Genomic DNA, 18,710 nt, shown 5'->3' on the forward strand with positions numbered 1-18,710 from the left:
CGAGACGATACGGAAGGGCGTGCATGATCGTCTCGGTCAGGAATGAACGACCTTTGCAGGGGACGAACAGCGCGAGACATTTGCATCGCCTGGTGACAAACAAGCACCAAATGCCACACGCACACTCACCTCGCGTGCGGCGATATTTCGAATGATCTCGAGGAATACTTATCTGATCAGAACGGCTGCTCTGATCTCCGAGGGCGTCGCCTCGAAGCGCTTCCGAAATGCCCTGTTGAACGATGAAATGTCGGAGAAGCCGGCGTCGTAGGCGATGGCAGTGATCGTGCTGGATGCGGGCTCGCGCTCCTGGAGAAAACGGAAGGCCAGTTCAAGCCTGCGCTCGCGAACAAAGTCCGAGAAGGTCGTGCCTTCGCTCTCGAAAAGGCGCTGAATGTAGCGCGGCGTCACGCCCTGGCGTCTCGCGACGGCATCGATGTGAAGACCGTGATCGGATAACCGTTCGAGAATATCCTTCTGAACGAGTTTCAATCGCGCCGCCGCAATGCTGATTTCGTTTCGCTCGGCGCCGCCGCGGACAAACCCATCGAGAACCAGGGCGGTGAGATCATAGATGTGGCGCGAGGCCATCTCGCGCGCCTTCTCGGAAGTCGGCGGGCTTGAACGAAGATTGTCGGCATAAGCTGTCAGCAACCGCATATCGGCTGCCGCTGCAGGCAGAATATAGCTCGCTTCCATGTCGACGCGCGGGGCCAGCCTGGCAAGCAGTTGGCGATCGAGCGCCATCACATCGACCGTCTGAGGCTTTCCGAACCAGAATTCGGAGCAAACGGCTTCGTTCACGAGCGACAGGTCGCCGGCAGCCACTCTGACAGGCTCCTTGCCGTCGATCGAAATTTCGTAATCTTGGTTATGAATTGCCAGCAGATAGTGCTCGCGACCGTCCTGGAGCAGGTCACGTGTGCGCGCACCGTGCACCTGAGGGAACCATGTCTGGCCGACGGTCAGCTCACCGGGGAGCTGCATGGCGGCTAGATCGATGCGGACGTTTTCGCAGTCGAGAAGACGGAAATTCAGACCGCCAATATGACGTCCGACGAAATCATGCACGAAGGCGAGCCTGTCCCGATGCGGAACGTCTTCCGTGGACAATCGCTGCATCGCAAATGGGGTTGCGGTCACTTGTGTCGTTCCACGCGCTTTGCGGCGCGTAGAACCGCACCGTTCGTCCGGAACGATAGGGAATGCCGGGCGCGATCGTCTCAGCTGAGAACGAACAACCTTTGCAGAGGACGAACAAAAGGGCGAAATCTTCGCGTCGCCCAAGCATGATAAATTCAGGTTCGACGCTGTCATTGCGATCGAAACGAAGCAATCAAGCTTCGTTGATATCGAGGACTGCCCTCACCTCCTGCAAGCACGAGTCAAAAGCGACTGCCGTTGATTTTATCTGGTCAGATTTGCCACTCTGATCTCCGAGGGCGTCGTATCGTAGCGTTTCCGAAACGCCCTGTTGAACGACGAGATTTCGGCAAATCCGGCATCATGGGCGATGGCGGTGATCGTGCTGGATGTGGCACCGCGCTCCCTCAGAAGACGGAAGGCCAGTTCAAGCCTGCGCTCGCGAACGAAGTCCGTAAAGGTCGTTCCTTCACGCTCGAAAAGGCGTTGTATGTAGCGCGGCGTCACGCCCTGGCGTTTCGCGACAGCATCGATGTGAAGGCCATGGTCGGACAGCCGCTCCAGAATATCCTTTTGAACGAGTCTCAGTCGCGCCGTCGCAATGCTGGGTTCGTTTCGCTCGGCGCCGCCGCGGACAAATCCATCGAGAACCAGGGCGGTTAGATCGTAGACGTGACGGGAGGCGACTTCACCAGCCTTGATCGAGTTCGGCGGATTCCGACGGAGCGCCTCGACATAGGTGGCCAATAACGGCACCGACGAAGCCGTCGAAGAGATGACGTAGCTCGCTTCCAGCGCTATACGCGGGGCGAGACCGGTGAGCGACTGATGATCGAGCGAGACGACATCGACGGACATGGGCTTGCCTAGCCAGAATTCAGAGCAAATCCCTTCATTCACCAGCATGACGTCACCGGCCGCCACCTTGACCGGCTTCTTGCCGTCGACTGATATCTCGTGGCTCTCGTTGTGGATCGTCAGCAGATAATGCTCGCGCCCGTCCCGAAGCAGGTCACGCGTCCGGGCGCCGTGCATTGGTGCGTACAGACTACGGCCGATGGTCAGCCCGCCAGGGAGCAGCATAGCTTCCAGATCGATGCGGACATTATTGCTGTCGGCAGGGCGAAAATAGAGTCCGCCGACATGACGCGCCACGAAATCATGCACGAAAGCCATCCGCTCTCGACGAGGAACGTCTTCCGTGGACAGTCGCTTCATCGCAAATGGAGTTGCAGTCACCGAGCGATCCCCCGCCCCATAGCGCCGATCCGATCTGTGCGGCGAACGCGGCCGCGCGGTCCCCGCGGAGCAATAGCTCCAAAGGCGCGCCCGAACCGTCTGCGAATTCGCGCAGGAGCCGGAGACCCTTGGATAACCGGTCTACTATTACTGTCACCGGTCTATTGTTACTATCATTAGACTGATCGTGCGCAAAGAAGGGACTTTCCGGGGCCTTTCCGCTACGCGGTCAGATCGCCAGGCTCATCGACGGTTCGTCGGCCGCCGCCACGGCTTTTGTGGGGCCCCGGTTGGTCCCGAGTGCCCGAAATCGCATTGCGACGTCCGTGCGGCACTTTCTCACTCGTCTTGCGCTCCGGCCACAAGATCATGGAGCCGCGGCGCCAGGGGACGCACGATCGCCAAGCTGGATTTCCCCTGCTCCCGCCAGGTGCGCAACTGCGCGGCCTGCTCCTCGATGAGGTCCAGGAGCGCGCGCTTCTGGTCTGCGTTCAGCTGCGATCGTCGTTTGCCCGCTTACGGAGCTTGCCGAACCTCGCCTCGATTTCGGGTTCGGGGAGCGAGGCAAAGAAGCCTTTCATGGTCGCGTCAAGGGCCGCCTTCCACGTCGCCTTTGTGAATCCGGCCTTGGCGATCAGGCCACGATGGTCGCCGTCCTGCTCGAACCATGCGTCGGCGACCTCCTCGTCGTAGGCAAGACGCCCGAGGTCCGGCTTCAGCGCTTCGAGCAAGCCGACAACCGAACCTGCATCACGTGCCGTGAGGGTCTGCGCGGCCGCGGCCACGGTCGCCCACGCGAACAGAAGCCCGGCCAGGGCGCAGATTGCTTGCTTCGAACGTTGCGCCATCATCGACAGTCGCGCTCCAGCGCAGCGGTCGCATTGTCATTGGCTTGCGACTGAATGACGGAGCCGCCCATCGACGCCGCCTGGGCCGCCACTTCGCCACCGCGCCCGCCCATCCCACCGAAACCGCCGACCATGGAAAGCGCACCACCAACCATGGCGGCGTTGGTCTGGGCGTCGGCGGCCCGTTGGGCGGTTTCGGCGCAGCGAGCTGCAGCCTGCTTGGCCGAGGTCCGGCCGGCCGTCAGCTGCTGGCCCACGGGCGATCGGTCGGCGGTCGAACTCGTGGTCTGATTGCATCCGGCGACGGCAACGCCGAGCACCACGATCGCTATCTTCATTTGCACCGGATCCCCTTTAGACCTGTGGCAGATGGATTCCCATGACGAACGGCCTGCGACCGTCAGTCGACGGATCGGGCGGCCAACCGACGGTCGTGAGCCGCACCTGGTGTGCGTGTACGATTCAGCCGCTCGGACGTCTTGGCGGAGGACGAACAGAGTTGGATGAAAGCGAACTGTCGCACGGTCCACTTCCACGGGCCGCTTGCTCCTGAACGTGCTGCTGTCCTTCGCTCAATTGGAGCAGGAGCTGGCATCGGAGAGTGTCAGGGACAAAGTCGCTGGCGCCCGAAAGAAAGGCAAATGGACCGGGACGACAGTCCCGCTCGGTTACGGCGCAAGGGGTAAGAAGCTCGTCGTCAGCCAGCAGGAAGCTGAAACTGTCCGCACCATTTTCGTCGCTACCTCGAACTAAAATCCTTGAGCCGGCTCCTTGCGAAAGCTGTGGGCTCGCTGCCCTATCGGACAGACTTTCCAACCTTGCGCCGCGAACTATGCCGGCTCATAGGGCACTCGATTCGGATCTGTCTGTCGTCCGTCACGACGTCCTCATTGCACCGCGATCGACTCGTCCGCCCGCATTGCGCGGATTTCAGCCTCATCGAAACCGATTTCGTCGAGTATTTCAGCAGTGTGTTCGCCGATCAAAGGCGACCGGCTGCGGCTGACCGGTTGGCTCGCAACTGGGGGCGTACCCGGTATCTGCGCGACCGCGATCGTGCCGACGCCGGGATGTTCGACATATTCCACCGCGCTGAGAGCCTTGGTTTGCGGATGATCGAGAAAATCGCCGTAAGTCTGTACCGGCGCGTTCATCACGCCGGCCGCCGTCAATTTTTCCGCCCAATGGGCGGTCGGCTGTTTGGCGAACTCCGTACGCAGGATCGCGAGCAAGGACGCTTCGTTTTTTATCCGCAGTTCGCGGCCTTGATAGACTGGATCGGCCGCAACCTCGGGCCGTCCAATGACTTCGCACAGGGCAACGAAGTGCTGCTCCCGCATCGCCGTGACGTTGAGATAACCGTCGCTGGTGCGCATCGTCGCTACAGGAGAATAGAGCGGCTGCGGCTCGCCGCCTTCCAGATGATATTCCATGATCTTTGCCGCCTGGAATGCCGCGGCCGCCTGCATCAGGCTGGCTTCGATATGGCTGCCCGTTCCAAACCGAAATTTGCGTACCAACGCGGTCGCGACCGACTGGAACGCATAGAGACCGGTGACAACGTCGACCGGGATCATGGTGAGACGGTTGGGCACACCATCGCTTGACCGGGCGACCGTCATCAAGCCCGAAAAGGCCTGAATCACCGCGTCTGTCACCGGCAGCATCGCATTGGGGCCCCGGCTGCCAAATCCATTGATCGACAAATAGATGATGCCGGGATTGGCGGCCTTCGCGTCCTCATAGGCCAGACCGTATTTCGCCATCACGCCGGGCCGGAACGCCTCGATGACGACGTCGCTCTGTTTCATCAGCATGCGCGCGACTTCGAGCCCGCGCGGTTTGGTCAGGTCGAGGGCGATCGACCGCTTGCCCCGGTTGAAGGCGATCGAGTGCGCGGTGTTCTGACCATAGGGGCGGCCGAGGGTACGCCCCCCAATCTCCTGCGATCGGCTCCACCTTGATGACGTCGGCGCCATGCTGCGCCAGCAGCATCGCGCTGTGAGGTCCCGCGATGCCCTGGCTAAGATCCAGGACGCGAATTCCACTGAAGGCTTCCTTGTCGGTCATGATGTTTTCGTCTGTGTCTGCGTGCGCCTATTCCAGGGGCACGTTGGCGGTCTTCACTACGGCAGACCATTTCTTGATTTCGGCATCCACAAAGCGCGTGAAATCAGCACCCGACAATTTGCCGGGGGGCGACGCCTTGAGTTGCAAATTTCTCGGCGATCGCCGGCGTGGCCAGGATTTCCTTCATCACTTCCACCAGGCGGGTATAGGCCGCATTGCCATTCGCCGCCGGCATGTACAAGCCAAACCACGCCGTCGCCTCAAAACCCTTGACGCCGGCCTCGTCGAGCGTCGGAACGTCGGGAAGCGACGCAGCACGCGTCATGCTGGTGACGGCGAGCACGCGAATATTGCCGGCCGAAGCGGCCGGAAGCACGGTCGGCAGCGTGTCGAACATGATCGGGATATGGCCGCCGAGCAGATCGTTCATTGCCGGCGCAGCGCCCTTGTAGGGAATGTGAACGATATCGACGCCCGCCATTTGCTTGAACAGTTCGCCGGACAGATGATTGGCGCCGCCGATGCCCGAGGAGCCGAACGACAGCTTGCCAGGATCTTTCTTGGCCATGGCGATCAGTTCGGCGACGTTCTTCGCCGGAAAATCCTTGGAAACCACAAGCGCGTTCGGCGCGCTCGCGACCACCGCCACCGGCGAGAACGCGGTTTCGGTGTCGTATGGCAGTTTGCGGAATAGGCTTGGATTGATGACGTGATGGGTTGCGGTGATCAGCAGCACGCTGCCGTCCGCCGGGGATTTTGCCACCATCTCGGACCCGATGGTGCCCGACGCACCAGCGCGGTTTTCCACGATGGTCGAGACCCCGAGCTTCTCGCCGAGATATTGAGCGATGAAGCGCGCGAGGATGTCCGTCGTGCCCCCCGCCGGGAAGGGAACCACAATCTTGATCTGGCTTGGCGGAAATTGCTGGGCAGATGCGGGAGCCAGCGAGACCGTAAGCGACAGCAACGCCAGACCGATAGCGAGGCGGAACATCTTCATCTTTGCAATCCAGGTCATGTACTTCTCCGATCAGCGGTCGAACCGCGCGCTTGCCTCTCTTATGGCTGTCGCAAGAGCTTGGCGCGATCGACAAGCGAACGCTCCGAAACATAGAATTCTTTTGCCCATTGCTCGTACTCGCGTGGCGCACGATGCCATTCCGTCTGCTTCAACGTCTCGAGCAGCTTGTGATACTCGTCGCTTTCGGCCGCGGCCTTAAAGGCCTGATACAGCTTGTCGACGATCGGCGCGGGCATGTCCTTGGGCCCGACAAGTCCGTAAGGCGCGGGATAGACGAGGTCGTAACCCAGGCTTTTCGCCGTCGGCACGCCCCGCAGCCAGTCCGTCGGCTGCGCGTCGAAGGACAGCAGAACGCGCATCCTGCCTGACTCGATATTGGGCAGGATGGTGCCGACCGCATCCACCGTGGCCATGGTGTGACCACCGAGCACGGCGGTACCGGCCTCGCTGCTGCCGCGGTAGCCGACATGCGTGATCTCGATTTCTGCCATTCCGGCCAGCGCCTCCGCCAGCAGATGCATGGTGGTGCCGGCGCCGGCGGTCGCGATCGTCAGCTTGCCCGGGTTTTCCTTGGCGTAGGCGATGAGGTCGCCAATGTTTTTCAGCGGCGAGTCCGCGTTGACCGCGAGCGCAAAGCTGTAGCCGCCGAGACCGGCAATCCAGGTGAAGTCCTTGATCGGATCCCAATCGACCTTCTGCATGTACGGATAGCGCAGCAATCCTGCTGTCGCGACCGCGATCGTGTAGCCGTCCGGCTTTTCGGTCTTTGCCATGGTGGAGGGCGCGAGCGTAGCGCCTGCGCCGGGCTTGTTCTCGATGATGATCGGCTGGCCGAGTTGCTTGGATGCAAGTTCGCCAAGTTTGCGGAAGGTAACGTCGGTGGCACCGCCTGCCGCGAATCCTACGAGCAGCCGGATCGATCGGGTCGGATAGGCTTCCTGCGCGGTCGCAATCAGGCATTGTCCCGCAAGTAACGCCGCAGCAAGTATCCCCCGACGCGACCAGGCACCAAGCAATCTCATCCGCACACCTCCCATATCTTTCGTTTCGATCCGTCCCGGTTACGAGCGCACCCGCACGCTCCAGGATTTGCGATTGTTCAACTCGTCGACGTCGAAGCCGGCGAGTTGCCGGTAGCTGCGCTCGGCGTCCTGCAGTTCGCTTGCGGCATCGCCATGGGCACCACGCCGGGCCATGGCGCTCACTTTGGCCATGACGTCGCCGGCCTGACGACGGTTCGCCAATTGTACGCCGCTCGCAACCGGGCGGCGGCGCGTCTCATAGCCGTTCAGGGCTTCGTCAATCGTGCGACCACTCGCAAGCTCGTAAGCAAACACACGCGCATCGAGAATGGCCTGCGAAGCGCCATTGGATCCGAAAGGATACATCGCGTGCGCGGCATCGCCGAGCAGCGCGCAGCGCCGAAACACCCAACGCGGCAGCGGGTCGATGTCAGCCATCGGATATTCATACGCTTCGGACGCCGCACCGACGAGGCGATGAATGTCCAGCCAGTCGAAACGATACTGATCGACGTACGACGCCACGACCTCGGGTGAAACGGATACGTTCCAATTGCCCAACTCGGCGGCAGCGGTATCTCCTCGCGGGCGCACCAGCAGCCAGTTGAGCAGGCCGGGCGCGATCGGATAGACCACAATCCGCTGTCTCTCGTCCCCCAGGATGATCATCGTCGCCCCGGTGAGAAACGGTTCGGCACGTGTGGTGCCGCGATACATGACCCAGCCGTTCGATGCGATCGGCGTCACGCCGCCGCGTAGGCCGTCCCTGATCGCCGAACGGATACCATCGGCCGCTACGAGCACTTCGGCGAAATGGGATACCGATTGACCCGAGGACTGGTCGATCGCTCCGACGTGCACTTGCCCGGCGCTTTCTTGATCCACGCGGAGCACGCGCTGTCCGGTCTTGATGGCTGACAGGCCCAGGCGTTTGCGTACGGCCTCTACAAGAATGCGTTGCAGCTGACCGCGATGGATGGAGTATTGCGGCCAGCGGTATCCGGCATCGTGACCGCGAGGTTCGGCCCAAATCAATTGGCCGGCAGGATCGTAATAGGCCAATTCCTTGGTCGGCAATCCTGATCGCGCGAGCTCTTCCTCGAGCCCCAATTCGCTCAGTTCGCGAACCGCGTGCGGCGGAAGATTAATGCCGACGCCGACGTCGCGAATTTCACGTGCCGCCTCCAGCAACACCACGTCATCAAAGCCCGCCGCATGCAGGCTGAGCGCGGCGGTCAAACCGCCGACACCCGCGCCTGCGATCGCAATCCTCGTTTTACTCACCGGTCAGGCCACGGTTGAACCGGATAAGGGGAATTCGACCATGGCTTCACCGGCAGCGACGTGTTCGTCCCTTTGATTGCGGACCAATACATCGATCAGCACCCAACGTGATTTCTGCGTCGACTGCTTGGACTTCACCACGCCCACGGGCGTAATTGTGTCGCCCGGCTTGACCGGCTTGAGCCAGCGCGTCTCCAGGCGGCGCTGAATAGCGCCGGCGGGATAGGCCCAATCGGTCAGCATCCGGGTGATCAGCCCGAAATTGTTCATGCCATGCATGATGATGCCACCGAAATTGGTCTTGCCGAAACTGTTCTTCATATAGTCGTCGTCGAGATGCAGCGGGTTGTAGTCGAGCGATCCGTCGCAAAATAGACGGATCGATTCCCGCGAGACGTCGAATTTCGGACCGTTGATCGTATCGCCGACGGCGAGTTCTTCGAAGCTGGTGCTCATGCTGTGTTTCCCTGTCTCTTGCTGCGATTACGCGGGACGGATGGTCTGGCCGCGGCCGGAGCAGATGACGTCGCCATGCTGATTGAAGAAGACGTTGTCGTGGACGACGAAGAGGCGCTCGCGCTTGATGAACTTGTCCAGTGCGCGGGCCTGCAAGGTGATGGTGTCGCCGGGCCGCGCCGGTTTGTTGTAGCTCCAAGACTGGCCGGCATTGATGGTGCCCGGCGTTCGCATCCAGTCGTCGGTCGGGGTGCAGGCAAACATCAGCAGAATGTGGATCGACGGCGGCGCGATCAGCCCGCCGTACGAAGTCGTCTTGGCGTATGCCTCGTCGAAGTAGAGCGGGTGATCCTCACCGACAGAGCGGCAGTAGAGCTGAATGGCTTCCAGCGTCAGCTTGTAGGGGATCGTCTTGCGCGGTTCGCCGGGCACGATCTCGTCCCACACCTTTCGCAAATTGGCGTCTTTCCAGAAGTCGGTCTCGAATGCGGACGCTTGCGTCATCGCGGCTTCTCCCATACTGTTCGCCTGGCGAACTAATCAGTCGATTTATGAAACACTATGCGCGGAACCTTCCGACTCCGCAAGGGGCTGTCGACGAATGCCGAAAGAGAGTGATGGATACGTACGCGCGATTGAGCGAGGTTTCGCCTTGATCGAAGCGCTCGGCCGTTCGCCGGGGCGGCACACGCTGTCGGAGGCCGCTGACCACGCGGGCCTCAATCGCGCAACCGCGCGGCGCATGCTCGCAACCCTGGTCAAGTTGAAGTATTGCGAAGCCGACGGCCGCTACTTCCGCTTGCGGCCTCGCGCGCTGGGTCTTGGATTGTCCTATCTCAACGCGCTGCCATTTTGGGGCTATGCCCAGCGGGCGCTCGAAGATCTCCGCAATGACATCGGCGAATCCTGCGCGCTCGCCGTGCTCGATGAAACCGACATCGTCTATGCGCTGAGACTTCCCGCGCGGAGAATCCTCTCCGCCAATCTCGGCATTGGCAGCCGGCTTCCCGCGCACCTCGTCTCGCTAGGGCGCGTGCTTCTGGCCAATCTCCCGTCGGACCAGCGAGAACAATACCTCGCGACCACGCCGCTCAAATCGGTTACGCCACGCACGATCATCGACACCAAGCGACTCGCTCGGGAACTGCAGTTGACGCATGAGCGGGGCTACTCCTGGGTCGATGGCGAACTCGACCCAGCGATTTGCGGCATCGCTGTTCCAATTCGCGACCAGGGCGGCAGCGTCGTCGCGGCGATCAGCATCAATTTGATTTCAGGCACGCTGAACGAGGCCGCTGCAAAGAAACGGTATCTCGTGCGGCTTCAGAAGACCGCCCAGGACATTCGGACGCAATCGGTCTCGCTGCCGTAATTCAAGGGCGCCTGGCGATTGCAGTACATCATGTCCGCTACGGGGCGATTGTGTTGGAACTCGTCCTCTCGAAACACGTTAGGGGCGGGCCATTTGATTGCCCGCCCCTACTCGACTTTGCGAAATTAGCTATCCAGAGGCTCGCGCAGGAACGGATAGCGCGGCGCTAGTCTGCGAGCTGTGGTCCAATCGCCTCCAAGACGTTCGGCAGTCGTTCCACCTGGGGGAGATGGCCGCACTGCGGAATGATATGCAAGCGCGCATGCGGCATCGCATGCTTCCACAAAGGCGCATATTCCGTTGGAGTTACGCGATCCGTATCTCCCCAAATGATCGTCGTGGCGATCTTCACCGTCGACAGCGATTGGGCGAGCGCAGGGTTATGCAAGCCCGCGCGCCCGAGACGCGCGACGGCGATGCCATTGTTCGCCCGCAGCTCCTGCTGCGCCGCCGAGAGCGGTTGCGAAAGAACCTGTTCGGCGATCTTGGGGTCGGCGAACACCTGCCTCATCAATTCCGGATAGGACCAGCTTGAGAAGTCCGGTACAGGGATTTCGGGCGAATTCATGCCCGCGGGGGCGAGCAGCACGAGACTGCGAAGTAGCGATTGATCGCGGATCGCAATCTCGCTTGCGAGCCACCCGCCGAGCGAGCTGCCGATGAGATGCACTTTTCCGAGTTCGGAATTCTTGAGGACCGAAACGTAAAAATCCGCCAACTTCGCCATCGTGTCGGCCCACGTCTGGGCATGCGAAAGACCGAAGCCGGGATGCTCCGTCGCCACGACTTCGTGCGACGCGCTGAGCGCCTCGAAGAACGGCACCCATCCCTGCAGGCCGGCGGCACCATGAAGGAACAGAACGCGACTTCCCTGGCCGCCTCTCACCAGCCGCAGCGGAATCCCCGCGACGTCCATATAGGTCTCGACATGTTTCATCAGACTTCCCCTTCCCTCCTCTTACGCCACAGACTCATCGTGTGCCGTCCGCGCCTCACTCGCCGCCGGGCGCGGCGAGAAGATGCGGTATTCGGACGGATCGAACGCTTGCGTGAGGTCCCAGTAGTCAACAAGGCGCCAAGGCGACGTCGTCGTCACGCGATTGTTCTTGTTCTTGTACCAGCTGGTCACGCCGGAATGCGACCACACCATATTCCTGCATTTCTCGTCGACGAGCACGTTGTACAAATCGTGCACCTCGCGACGGACCTCCAGGGCTGAGTGCCCGCTTTCGATCATCTCGCGCAAGGCCTGCAGGATGTATTTGATCTGGCACTCGATGTGAAAGATCATGCTTCCTCCGTGCGCGAGGCCCGTGTTCGGCCCCATGGTCAGGAAGAGGTTGGGGAATTTCGGCATCGTCATGCCCAGATAGGCTCGCGGATCGTCCTCGCCCCACTCCTTCTCGAGCTCGACGCCGCCGCTTCCGCGGATGGACATCGGCCAGAGCACCTTGCCTGCCTGAAATCCCGTCGCGAGGAGAATGACGTCCGCTGCGTGGACCTGGCCGTCCTTGGACACAACGGCGTCGGCGGTGACGCGGTCAATCCGATCCGTGACGAGTTTGACGTTCTCGCGACGAAGCATGCGATACCAGTAATTGTCGCGCAGCATCCGCTTTCCGTATGGCGGATAGCTCGGGACGCATTTCGCGATCAGTTCCTCATCACCACCGAGCTCCTCGCGAATATGCGCGATCAGCATCTCGCGCATTTCGTGATTGGCCTGATTGAGAGACTGCTCGGGCCTGGTCCATTTATCGTCCATCTGAAGCGTCGAATGGAACACGTCGGAAGACGCCCAGAACAGCAAGAAGCGCTGCCACTCGTTGAACAGCGGAATGTTCTTCAGGGCCCAGACCTGCCCCTCGGAAACCGCCGAATGATAAAGCGGGTTCTTCGCGGCCCAGTGCGGCGACCTCTGGAAGATCGTCAGGCTCGCAACCTCGGGGGCGATCTCCGGCCCGACCTGCATCCCGCTGGCGCCCGTGCCGATCATAACGACACGTTTGCCGCGCAGATCGACATTGTGATCCCATTGTGCGGTGTGCAAGCACTCGCCCTTGAACTCGCTCAACCCCGGAATCGCCGGGATCGCCGGACGGTTCAGCAGCCCGACGGCCGTGATCACGGCGTTGCAGCGCATGGTCTTCCTCGATCCGTCCTTGCCGCGCACAGTCACAGACCAGAGCGACGCGTCATCGTCCCATTCGAATTTCTCGACCTCGACGCCGAATCGGATTTGCCCGCGCAAGTCGAACCGATCCGCCACATCCTTGATGTAGTTCAGGATCTCCTTCTGCTTGGAGAAATGCCGCGTCCAATCCGGCTTCGGATGAAACGAGAACGAATAGATATGGTTGGCGGTATCGACCCCGCAGCCAGGGTACGAATTCTCATACCAGGTACCCCCAAGCTCGTCGTTCTTTTCCAAGATATCGAACGGGATTCCGGCCTCCTTCAGGCGCATGCCGGCGCAAATCCCCGAAAGACCAGCCCCGATAACAACAACCTTGAAGTCCTCACGAGGCAGCTCCCGCGGATCCCGACGCCACTGCAACGCTCGGTGATCCTCGTCGTTCAGACGCAGCTCCTCAGCCATGAGCGGCAGATACTCGTCGGGAATTTCCTGTCCCGCGCCGACACACATGATCTTCTTGAGCGCAGCATCAGACAATCCGCGCACCAGTGGGCGGTTCGACTTCGCCGACTCGATCAGCGTCGCCACGAGACGCTCGCGAATGTTCTTCTTGAGCTCGTCCGGTATTTTCTCCTGATAGTTCCAGGCGCCATGGATGAACGGCTTCACCTCATCCAAAATGCTCAGGTCGCCACCGAGATGCGCCAACACCAACGCGGAAACCACGATATCGGCTTCCTCGAGGGAGCTCCGTAAGATCGCCTCATCGGCGACCGCTTTCGCGAACGAATTGGTCATTTACTTGCTCTTGGTTGGTGTTGCTTGCGTTGTAAAAGTCAACCTAGGAGTTGACGTCGCTCGAATGAAGAACTGTCGCGATGATGGGCGGCATCGGTAACGCTGATATCTGGAAGGCACGAATGTCGGGGTACGACACCGCGCATCGCGCGGGCGCCTGCCGATCCCGCGCGACGCTGTCTTTGGCGGAGATTCATGCCGGCACGCCGCCGTGGGACGCTCTCGAAATCGGTCAACGCGTCGTCATCGCGGCAATCGCTTTGCGATCCAATCCGCGATCTGTCGCGCCCCATGCGGCAAGGCAAAGATGACGGCAAACAGGATGACGCCGAACACCGCGCCTGAGAGACCCTTCGAAATCCCCTCGGCCAAATTCGGCACGAAAACGATGAAGACTGCGCCGACCAGCGAACCGGGAAGCCATCCCACGCCGCCGACGATCATTCCGACGAAGATCGCAATCGACAACTGGAAGGTGAAGCTGTCCGGAGCGACGAACTGCACGACAATCGCTCCAAGCGCTCCAGCCACCCCCGTGAACGCGGCGCTCGTGCCGAATGCCAGTGTCTTGTAGAGCGACAAGTCGACCCCGAGCGCCGACGCCGCAATCTCATTGTCGCGCACGGCCAGCATCGCCCGTCCAGTACGACTGCGCAGCAGGTTCGCGCAAAGCCAGTAGATGACCACGGCCACGGACAGGGTAAAATAATAGAGCCACGCGTCCTGGGACAACGGCAGGTCGAACGGCGCCTCCGGCTTGTTGACGACAAGCCCGTGCACGCCACCCGTCCAGGGCTCCAGCACCGCGAGCTTCGGGATCTGAGGCATCGCGACCGCCAGGGCAAACGTCGCAAGAGCGAGATACACTCCGGACAGCCTCAGTGCGGGAAGACCAAACAAGAATCCGAAGAGAAAGCAGATTACGCCGGCTGCCGGGAGCGTCAGCGCATAGTTGACGCCGTACACCTCCATCATGATCGCCGCCGTGTAGGCTCCGACCGCATAGAACGCACTCTGCCCGAGCGAGAACTGCCCGCTCGCCCCGGTCAGCAGATTCAAGGCCAGAATGGCGATGGCATAGATCAGAACCGTCGTCACCTGGAACACGACGAAATCACTCACGCCCAGCGGAATGACGAGGAGACCGAGCAGCAAAACCAGCCTCGCAACCGTCGGCATCGACGACTTCCGGACTTCGACGGCGGCCACAGTCTGGCCGAGAGTCTCTTCAATCGCGCTCATGCTTACACCCGCTTGACGACCACGCGTCCGAGCAACCCGGACGGCCTTATGACAAGGACTGTCACGATCAACGCCAGCGCGATCGGCAGTTTGAGCTCGGTACCGACGCCCGGCACGTAGGTGCTGACGAGATTCTCGAAGACACCGACGATAAATCCACCAAGGACCGATCCGAATGGGCTGGAGAGGCCTCCGAGCACCGCCGCAGCGAAGCTGTACAGCAGGACGCCGCCCATCATGTTTGGCTCCAGAAACACCACCGGCGCAATCAGAACACCGGCAATGGCTCCGATCGCGCTCGCCATGCCCCATCCGAGAGCGACCATCCAACGGGTATCGATGCCAACCAGGCGCGCCGATTCAGGTTGCGAAGCTGCCGCCCGCAGTGCAAGGCCAATCCTGGTGAAGCGAAAGAAGCCGTAAAGCAGCGACAGCATCGCGAACGCCACGCCGATGATGCCGGCCTGGTGCTTCGATATCAGCTGACTGCCCAGAAAGCCTGTCGAACCGAAAGGCGACGGGAACTGCTTGATGGTGAAATCCCAGGTCAGCCCTGCAACGCTGTTGAGAATCGCAAAGAGCGCGATGAACCCTGCCACGTGGACCAGCACGGGCGCGTTGGTCAGCGGGTTGAACAGCAGCCGTTCGAGAGCGACACCTCCGATGAACGAGATAACGAGGGTCAGCGCGAAAGCGCCCCAGAAGCCCAACCCCCATTGCATCAGCTGCCAGGCGATGAAGGTCGAGAACATCGCCATCTCGCCCTGGGCGAAATTCAGGTGATTGATCGCCTGATAGATCATGACGACGGCGAGCGCCATGCAGGCGTAGATCGCGCCCGTGGCAAGACCGGCCAGGATCTGGTTCGTCAAAAGCTCCATGGCGTCCTCAGTATCCGAGATAGGATTTGCGAATGTCTTCGTTCGTCGCGATTTCCTTCGCGCTGCCCGACATGACAATGCTGCCCGTTTCAATCACATAGGCCTTTTGCGCGATCTCGAGTGCGAGTTGCGCGTTCTGCTCGACGACAAGAATCGCAACCTTTTCTTCCAGATTGACCTTCCTGAGAATCGCGAAGAGGTCGCGCACGATCAGCGGCGCAAGGCCAAACGACGGCTCGTCGAGCAACATCAGACGTGGCCGCAACATCAATGCCCGGGCGACGGCGAGCATTTGCTGCTCACCCCCGGACAACGTCCCTGCCTGCTGGGTGTGACGCCGCTTCAAGACCGGAAAATGCTCGTACATCCGCTCGATATCGCGCCCAATCGACTTCGTGTCCTTGCGCGATATGGCTCCAAGCTGAAGATTCTCCTCGACAGTCATGGCGGAGAACGTGCCGCGCCCCTGCGGAACGTGCGCGATCCCGAGCCGCACCACGCTTTCAGTCGAGATCCCGGCGAGCGGCTTCCCGTCGAACTCGATGCGCCCGGTCGAGCGCACCATGTTGCAGATCGCGCGCAGCGTGGTCGTCTTGCCGGCGCCGTTGGCGCCGAGCAAGGCTGTCACAGTTCCCTCCTCGAGCGCGAAGGAAATTCCCTGCAGAGCCTGCACCTGACCGTAGTAGGCGCGCAGTCCGTCGACAGCTAGAAGTGTCATGCGGCCTCGCTGCCCAGGTAGGCCTTGATCACGGCCGGATCGGATCGAACGGCAGCCGGCGTACCCTCGGCCAGCTTGCTGCCGAAATTGAGCGCAACCACGTGGTCGGCGATCTTCATCACCAGCCCCATGTGATGTTCAACGAGAAGAACCGTCAGGTTGTACGCGTCGCGAATGCGACAAATCAGATCGCCGAGAACGTAGACCTCCTCGTGATTGAGACCGCCGGCCGGCTCGTCCAAAAGCAGGACCTTCGGCTTCGCCGCCAGAGCGCGCCCCAGTTCGACGCGCTTCTGCGTGCCGAACGGCAATCCCGCCACTTCCCGGTCCGCGACCCCGCCCAAATCGAGATCGTCGACGATCTCGTCGATCTTGCGATCGAGTTCACGCTCCTCGCGGAGGACCCACGGCAGCCGCAAGGCATCGCTCACCAAGTCGCCCCTTGATCTGCAATGGCCGCCGATGCGGATGTTGTCCCGCACCGAAAGCGTCGGGAACAGCGCGACGTTCTGAAACGTGCGGCCGATTCCCATCTTCGCAATTCCCGCGGGCTTTCGCGCCAGGATGCTCTCGCCTTCAAGCAGGATGTCGCCGTCGCTCGGCTGGTAGAGCCTGCTGAGGCAATTGAACAGCGTCGTCTTGCCCGCGCCATTCGGGCCAATCAGCCCGAGGACCTGACCACGTTGCATATCGAAGGTGACGCCGTTCAGCGCCTTGATGCCACCGAATTGGACCGTGACGCCTCGGACCGAAAGGATCGGCCGCGCTTCGATTGGCGAGTTGGAATGATTCATATGGTCTTCCCGAACGGAGGCTCGTTCAGCTCAATGCATGAAGGATCCGCCATCGACGACCAGCGTCTGGCCTGTGATGAAGTCGCTCTGCGGCGATGACAGGAAAATCATGGCTCCGGCCAGGTCTTCGGGAACCTGTTCCCGCCCAATCGCACGGCTCTTGATATTGCCTTGCGCAAACTCTGCGCTGCCCATGACGGCATGACCGCGCATCGCATCGGTCATGACCAGGCCCGGGGAGATACAGTTCACACGGATGCCGTGTTCGCCAAGTTCGCGGGCGAACGAGCGGGTCATACCGACCACGGCGCCCTTCGAAGCGACATAGTGCGGAAGCATCGGTGTCCCCTTGAGGAATGTCCCCGATCCCATGTTGACGATCTTTCCGTAGCCATTCGCCCTCATGCGGGGCACCGCGGCCTTGATGCACTCGAAGACGCCGCGGACGTTGACCTCCATGACTCTCGTCCATTCTTCCGAGGAGATTTCATGTATCGGCTTCATTTCGACCGCACTCGCGATCGCGGCGTTGTTGATCAGGATATCGAGCCGGCCGAACGCGCTGACGGCCGCTTCCATCAATCCGGCCACCGACCTCTGGTCCGTCACGTCGGCCGCCACATCGACTGCACGACCTCCGCTGCGCCGGATCGCCTCCAACGTCGTCGCACACGCCACCAGATCACACAGGACAACTGATGCGCCCTCCGCGGCCAATCGCCGCGCGAAGACAGAGCCAATTCCCTGGCCCGCACCTGTGACCACGGCCGTCTTGCCGTCTAGCACTCCCATTACCGCTACCTCTTCGCTGAACCCGCGCCGCTCGCACTAGCCGCAGGCGTAACCGCCGCCATCGATCGGGATGACGGTGCCGGTGATGTAACTCGATGCCGGAGACGCCAGGAGCAGTGTCAGCCCCTTGACCTCGTCAGGCTCGGCGATGCGCTTCAGGCGCGTGCGGCCAGCAAACGCCAATTCGGTCGACGACTCGTGCATTCGGCCGCCGCCGATGTTGGTCCGAAACGGCCCCGGAGCGATCGCGTTAATGAGAATGTTGTCGAGGGATAGCTCGATGGCGGCGTGCCTCACCATGTTGGCGACGGCAGCCTTGGTGGCGGAATACGCGTACCCGACCAGCGCCTCGCCACGCAAACCGGCGAATGACGAGGTGACGATGATACGGCCATACTTGCGACGCCGCATGAGCGGGACCGAGTATTTGAGGGTGTGAAAGGTCGCCGTCAGGTTCAAGTCCAGGATTCCGGACCAGCTCTCGCCCGTCACGTTCGCCAGCGCGCCAGCTTCCGTGAGCGGTCCAGAGCCTGACCCCTTTCCTGCGTTTGCGCAGACGATATCGAGCCTGCCATTCGCCTCAAACGCCCCCTCGATCCCGCGTCGGAGACCGTCCGGGTCGCAAACATCACAGATGAACGCTCGCACTGTCTCACGCGAAGGATCGAGACGAGCGGCTTCGTCGATCACCCGCGGATCGATGTCGAGCATCGTGACGTTGGCGCCGTTCGCGGAAAGAACCTCCGTCATCGCGAGCCCGAGGCCATTGGCGGCGCCGGTCACGATCGCCGATTGCCCCTGGAGACTGAATAAGGCTTCCGCTCGCATTCTCTTACTTCTCCTCGCGCACACATTTCCGCTTGCCGGAAGGCGGCACGAAGCCTCACGGCCGC

19 protein-coding genes and 2 pseudogenes are annotated in these 18,710 nt (G+C 61.2%); 2 read left to right on the forward strand and 19 right to left on the reverse strand.

Translation table 11 applies throughout. From position 1 onward, the window contains the following. Nucleotides 1–168 precede the first annotated feature (168 nt). The 4 genes from AC630_RS12180 to AC630_RS12195 form a co-directional block, all read right to left on the reverse strand. Nucleotides 169–1,071: an AraC family transcriptional regulator gene (locus tag AC630_RS12180; protein ID WP_245330345.1), complete on the reverse strand. Its 903-nt coding sequence runs from the start codon at nt 1,069–1,071 to the stop codon at nt 169–171. A 336-nt stretch (nt 1,072–1,407) separates the two neighbouring features. Further along, on the reverse strand, nt 1,408–2,319 hold the full coding sequence (locus AC630_RS12185; protein WP_245330346.1) for an AraC family transcriptional regulator: 912 nt from the start codon (nt 2,317–2,319) through the stop codon (nt 1,408–1,410). A gap of 554 nt (nt 2,320–2,873) precedes the next feature. Continuing rightward, nucleotides 2,874–3,233 carry a hypothetical protein gene (locus AC630_RS12190; protein WP_143197989.1) on the reverse strand — a complete coding sequence of 120 codons (360 nt, stop codon included), beginning with the start codon at nt 3,231–3,233 and terminating at the stop codon, nt 2,874–2,876. Continuing rightward, the gene (locus tag AC630_RS12195; RefSeq protein WP_074118781.1) at nt 3,230–3,568 is read right to left on the reverse strand and encodes a hypothetical protein; all 339 of its coding nucleotides are present in this window, start codon (nt 3,566–3,568) and stop codon (nt 3,230–3,232) included. The genes AC630_RS12190 and AC630_RS12195 overlap by 4 nt, the downstream gene beginning before the upstream one ends. Nucleotides 3,569–3,785: 217 nt before the next feature. Here AC630_RS12195 and AC630_RS12200 point away from each other — a divergent pair, with 217 nt between their 5' ends. Then, nucleotides 3,786–3,983: a hypothetical protein gene (locus AC630_RS12200; RefSeq protein ID WP_349538476.1), complete on the forward strand. Its 198-nt coding sequence runs from the start codon at nt 3,786–3,788 to the stop codon at nt 3,981–3,983. 134 nt (nt 3,984–4,117) lie between these two features. Here the strand turns inward: AC630_RS12200 and AC630_RS12205 are convergent, their stop codons facing one another. The 7 genes and pseudogenes from AC630_RS12205 to AC630_RS12230 all read right to left on the reverse strand — a co-directional run bounded on the left by AC630_RS12205 (nt 4,118) and on the right by AC630_RS12230 (nt 9,587). Further along, nucleotides 4,118–5,209, reverse strand: coding sequence for a CaiB/BaiF CoA transferase family protein (locus tag AC630_RS12205; RefSeq protein ID WP_083636228.1), 1,092 nt, complete (start codon nt 5,207–5,209; stop codon nt 4,118–4,120). Beyond that, a pseudogene (locus AC630_RS48280) lies at nt 5,169–5,300 on the reverse strand (CoA transferase); the annotation flags it as partial. The pseudogene AC630_RS48280 and the gene AC630_RS12205, both read right to left, overlap by 41 nt. 27 nt (nt 5,301–5,327) lie before the next feature. Next, nucleotides 5,328–6,294: pseudogene (locus AC630_RS12210) on the reverse strand (Bug family tripartite tricarboxylate transporter substrate binding protein). A 65-nt stretch (nt 6,295–6,359) separates the two neighbouring features. Beyond that, nucleotides 6,360–7,343 carry a Bug family tripartite tricarboxylate transporter substrate binding protein gene (locus tag AC630_RS12215; RefSeq protein WP_074118782.1) on the reverse strand — a complete coding sequence of 328 codons (984 nt, stop codon included), beginning with the start codon at nt 7,341–7,343 and terminating at the stop codon, nt 6,360–6,362. A 39-nt stretch (nt 7,344–7,382) separates the two neighbouring features. Continuing rightward, entirely contained in the window at nt 7,383–8,627 is a 1,245-nt protein-coding gene (locus tag AC630_RS12220; RefSeq protein ID WP_283808410.1) for an FAD-dependent monooxygenase, read from the reverse strand. 3 nt (nt 8,628–8,630) lie between these two features. Next, a complete protein-coding gene (locus AC630_RS12225; protein ID WP_074118783.1) occupies nt 8,631–9,083 on the reverse strand; it encodes a MaoC family dehydratase in 453 nt (150 codons plus the stop codon). Nucleotides 9,084–9,110: 27 nt separating this feature from the next. Further along, nucleotides 9,111–9,587, reverse strand: a complete 477-nt coding sequence (locus AC630_RS12230; protein ID WP_074118867.1) for a MaoC family dehydratase — start codon at nt 9,585–9,587, stop codon at nt 9,111–9,113. A gap of 97 nt (nt 9,588–9,684) precedes the next feature. Between AC630_RS12230 and AC630_RS12235 the strand changes: the two genes are divergently transcribed. Continuing rightward, nucleotides 9,685–10,455, forward strand: coding sequence for an IclR family transcriptional regulator domain-containing protein (locus AC630_RS12235; RefSeq protein ID WP_074118784.1), 771 nt, complete (start codon nt 9,685–9,687; stop codon nt 10,453–10,455). Between the two features lie 166 nt (nt 10,456–10,621). On the opposite strand, the gene AC630_RS12240 is transcribed toward AC630_RS12235, so the two are convergent. The 8 genes from AC630_RS12240 to AC630_RS12275 all read right to left on the reverse strand — a co-directional run bounded on the left by AC630_RS12240 (nt 10,622) and on the right by AC630_RS12275 (nt 18,600). Next, nucleotides 10,622–11,371, reverse strand: coding sequence for an alpha/beta fold hydrolase (locus AC630_RS12240; RefSeq protein WP_167561182.1), 750 nt, complete (start codon nt 11,369–11,371; stop codon nt 10,622–10,624). A gap of 42 nt (nt 11,372–11,413) precedes the next feature. Further along, nucleotides 11,414–13,390 (reverse strand): flavin-containing monooxygenase, encoded by a 1,977-nt coding sequence (locus AC630_RS12245; protein WP_074118786.1) that lies wholly within the window; start codon nt 13,388–13,390, stop codon nt 11,414–11,416. 243 nt (nt 13,391–13,633) lie between these two features. Next, on the reverse strand, nt 13,634–14,632 hold the full coding sequence (locus tag AC630_RS12250) for a branched-chain amino acid ABC transporter permease (RefSeq protein ID WP_074118787.1): 999 nt from the start codon (nt 14,630–14,632) through the stop codon (nt 13,634–13,636). A gap of 2 nt (nt 14,633–14,634) precedes the next feature. Next, the gene (locus tag AC630_RS12255; protein WP_074118788.1) at nt 14,635–15,513 is read right to left on the reverse strand and encodes a branched-chain amino acid ABC transporter permease; all 879 of its coding nucleotides are present in this window, start codon (nt 15,511–15,513) and stop codon (nt 14,635–14,637) included. A 7-nt stretch (nt 15,514–15,520) separates the two neighbouring features. Beyond that, on the reverse strand, nt 15,521–16,231 hold the full coding sequence (locus tag AC630_RS12260) for an ABC transporter ATP-binding protein (RefSeq protein ID WP_074118789.1): 711 nt from the start codon (nt 16,229–16,231) through the stop codon (nt 15,521–15,523). Then, nucleotides 16,228–17,025, reverse strand: a complete 798-nt coding sequence (locus AC630_RS12265) for an ABC transporter ATP-binding protein (protein WP_074118790.1) — start codon at nt 17,023–17,025, stop codon at nt 16,228–16,230. Before AC630_RS12265 ends, AC630_RS12260 begins: the two co-directional genes overlap by 4 nt. Nucleotides 17,026–17,055: 30 nt before the next feature. After that, the gene (locus AC630_RS12270; RefSeq protein ID WP_074118791.1) at nt 17,056–17,817 is read right to left on the reverse strand and encodes an SDR family NAD(P)-dependent oxidoreductase; all 762 of its coding nucleotides are present in this window, start codon (nt 17,815–17,817) and stop codon (nt 17,056–17,058) included. A 36-nt stretch (nt 17,818–17,853) separates the two neighbouring features. After that, the gene (locus tag AC630_RS12275; RefSeq protein WP_245330349.1) at nt 17,854–18,600 is read right to left on the reverse strand and encodes an SDR family NAD(P)-dependent oxidoreductase; all 747 of its coding nucleotides are present in this window, start codon (nt 18,598–18,600) and stop codon (nt 17,854–17,856) included. Nucleotides 18,601–18,710 lie beyond the last annotated feature (110 nt).

This window comes from Bradyrhizobium sp. AS23.2, from assembly GCF_001908185.1.
GTDB lineage: Bacteria > Pseudomonadota > Alphaproteobacteria > Rhizobiales > Xanthobacteraceae > Bradyrhizobium.

What these genes read in the sequence shown, in the direction of transcription:
- AC630_RS12185 (WP_245330346.1), bottom strand. Translation starts at nt 2,319, where the DNA reads ATGGCTTTCGTGCATGATTTCGTGGCGCGTCATGTCGGCGGACTCTAT.
- AC630_RS12190 (WP_143197989.1), bottom strand. Translation starts at nt 3,233, where the DNA reads ATGATGGCGCAACGTTCGAAGCAAGCAATCTGCGCCCTGGCCGGGCTT.
- AC630_RS12195 (WP_074118781.1), bottom strand. Translation starts at nt 3,568, where the DNA reads ATGAAGATAGCGATCGTGGTGCTCGGCGTTGCCGTCGCCGGATGCAAT.
- AC630_RS12205 (WP_083636228.1), bottom strand. Translation starts at nt 5,209, where the DNA reads ATGGCGCCGACGTCATCAAGGTGGAGCCGATCGCAGGAGATTGGGGGG.
- AC630_RS12215 (WP_074118782.1), bottom strand. Translation starts at nt 7,343, where the DNA reads ATGAGATTGCTTGGTGCCTGGTCGCGTCGGGGGATACTTGCTGCGGCG.
- AC630_RS12225 (WP_074118783.1), bottom strand. Translation starts at nt 9,083, where the DNA reads ATGAGCACCAGCTTCGAAGAACTCGCCGTCGGCGATACGATCAACGGT.
- AC630_RS12230 (WP_074118867.1), bottom strand. Translation starts at nt 9,587, where the DNA reads ATGACGCAAGCGTCCGCATTCGAGACCGACTTCTGGAAAGACGCCAAT.
- AC630_RS12235 (WP_074118784.1), top strand. Translation starts at nt 9,685, where the DNA reads ATGCCGAAAGAGAGTGATGGATACGTACGCGCGATTGAGCGAGGTTTC.
- AC630_RS12240 (WP_167561182.1), bottom strand. Translation starts at nt 11,371, where the DNA reads ATGGACGTCGCGGGGATTCCGCTGCGGCTGGTGAGAGGCGGCCAGGGA.
- AC630_RS12245 (WP_074118786.1), bottom strand. Translation starts at nt 13,390, where the DNA reads ATGACCAATTCGTTCGCGAAAGCGGTCGCCGATGAGGCGATCTTACGG.
- AC630_RS12250 (WP_074118787.1), bottom strand. Translation starts at nt 14,632, where the DNA reads ATGAGCGCGATTGAAGAGACTCTCGGCCAGACTGTGGCCGCCGTCGAA.
- AC630_RS12255 (WP_074118788.1), bottom strand. Translation starts at nt 15,513, where the DNA reads ATGGAGCTTTTGACGAACCAGATCCTGGCCGGTCTTGCCACGGGCGCG.
- AC630_RS12260 (WP_074118789.1), bottom strand. Translation starts at nt 16,231, where the DNA reads ATGACACTTCTAGCTGTCGACGGACTGCGCGCCTACTACGGTCAGGTG.
- AC630_RS12265 (WP_074118790.1), bottom strand. Translation starts at nt 17,025, where the DNA reads ATGAATCATTCCAACTCGCCAATCGAAGCGCGGCCGATCCTTTCGGTC.
- AC630_RS12270 (WP_074118791.1), bottom strand. Translation starts at nt 17,817, where the DNA reads ATGGGAGTGCTAGACGGCAAGACGGCCGTGGTCACAGGTGCGGGCCAG.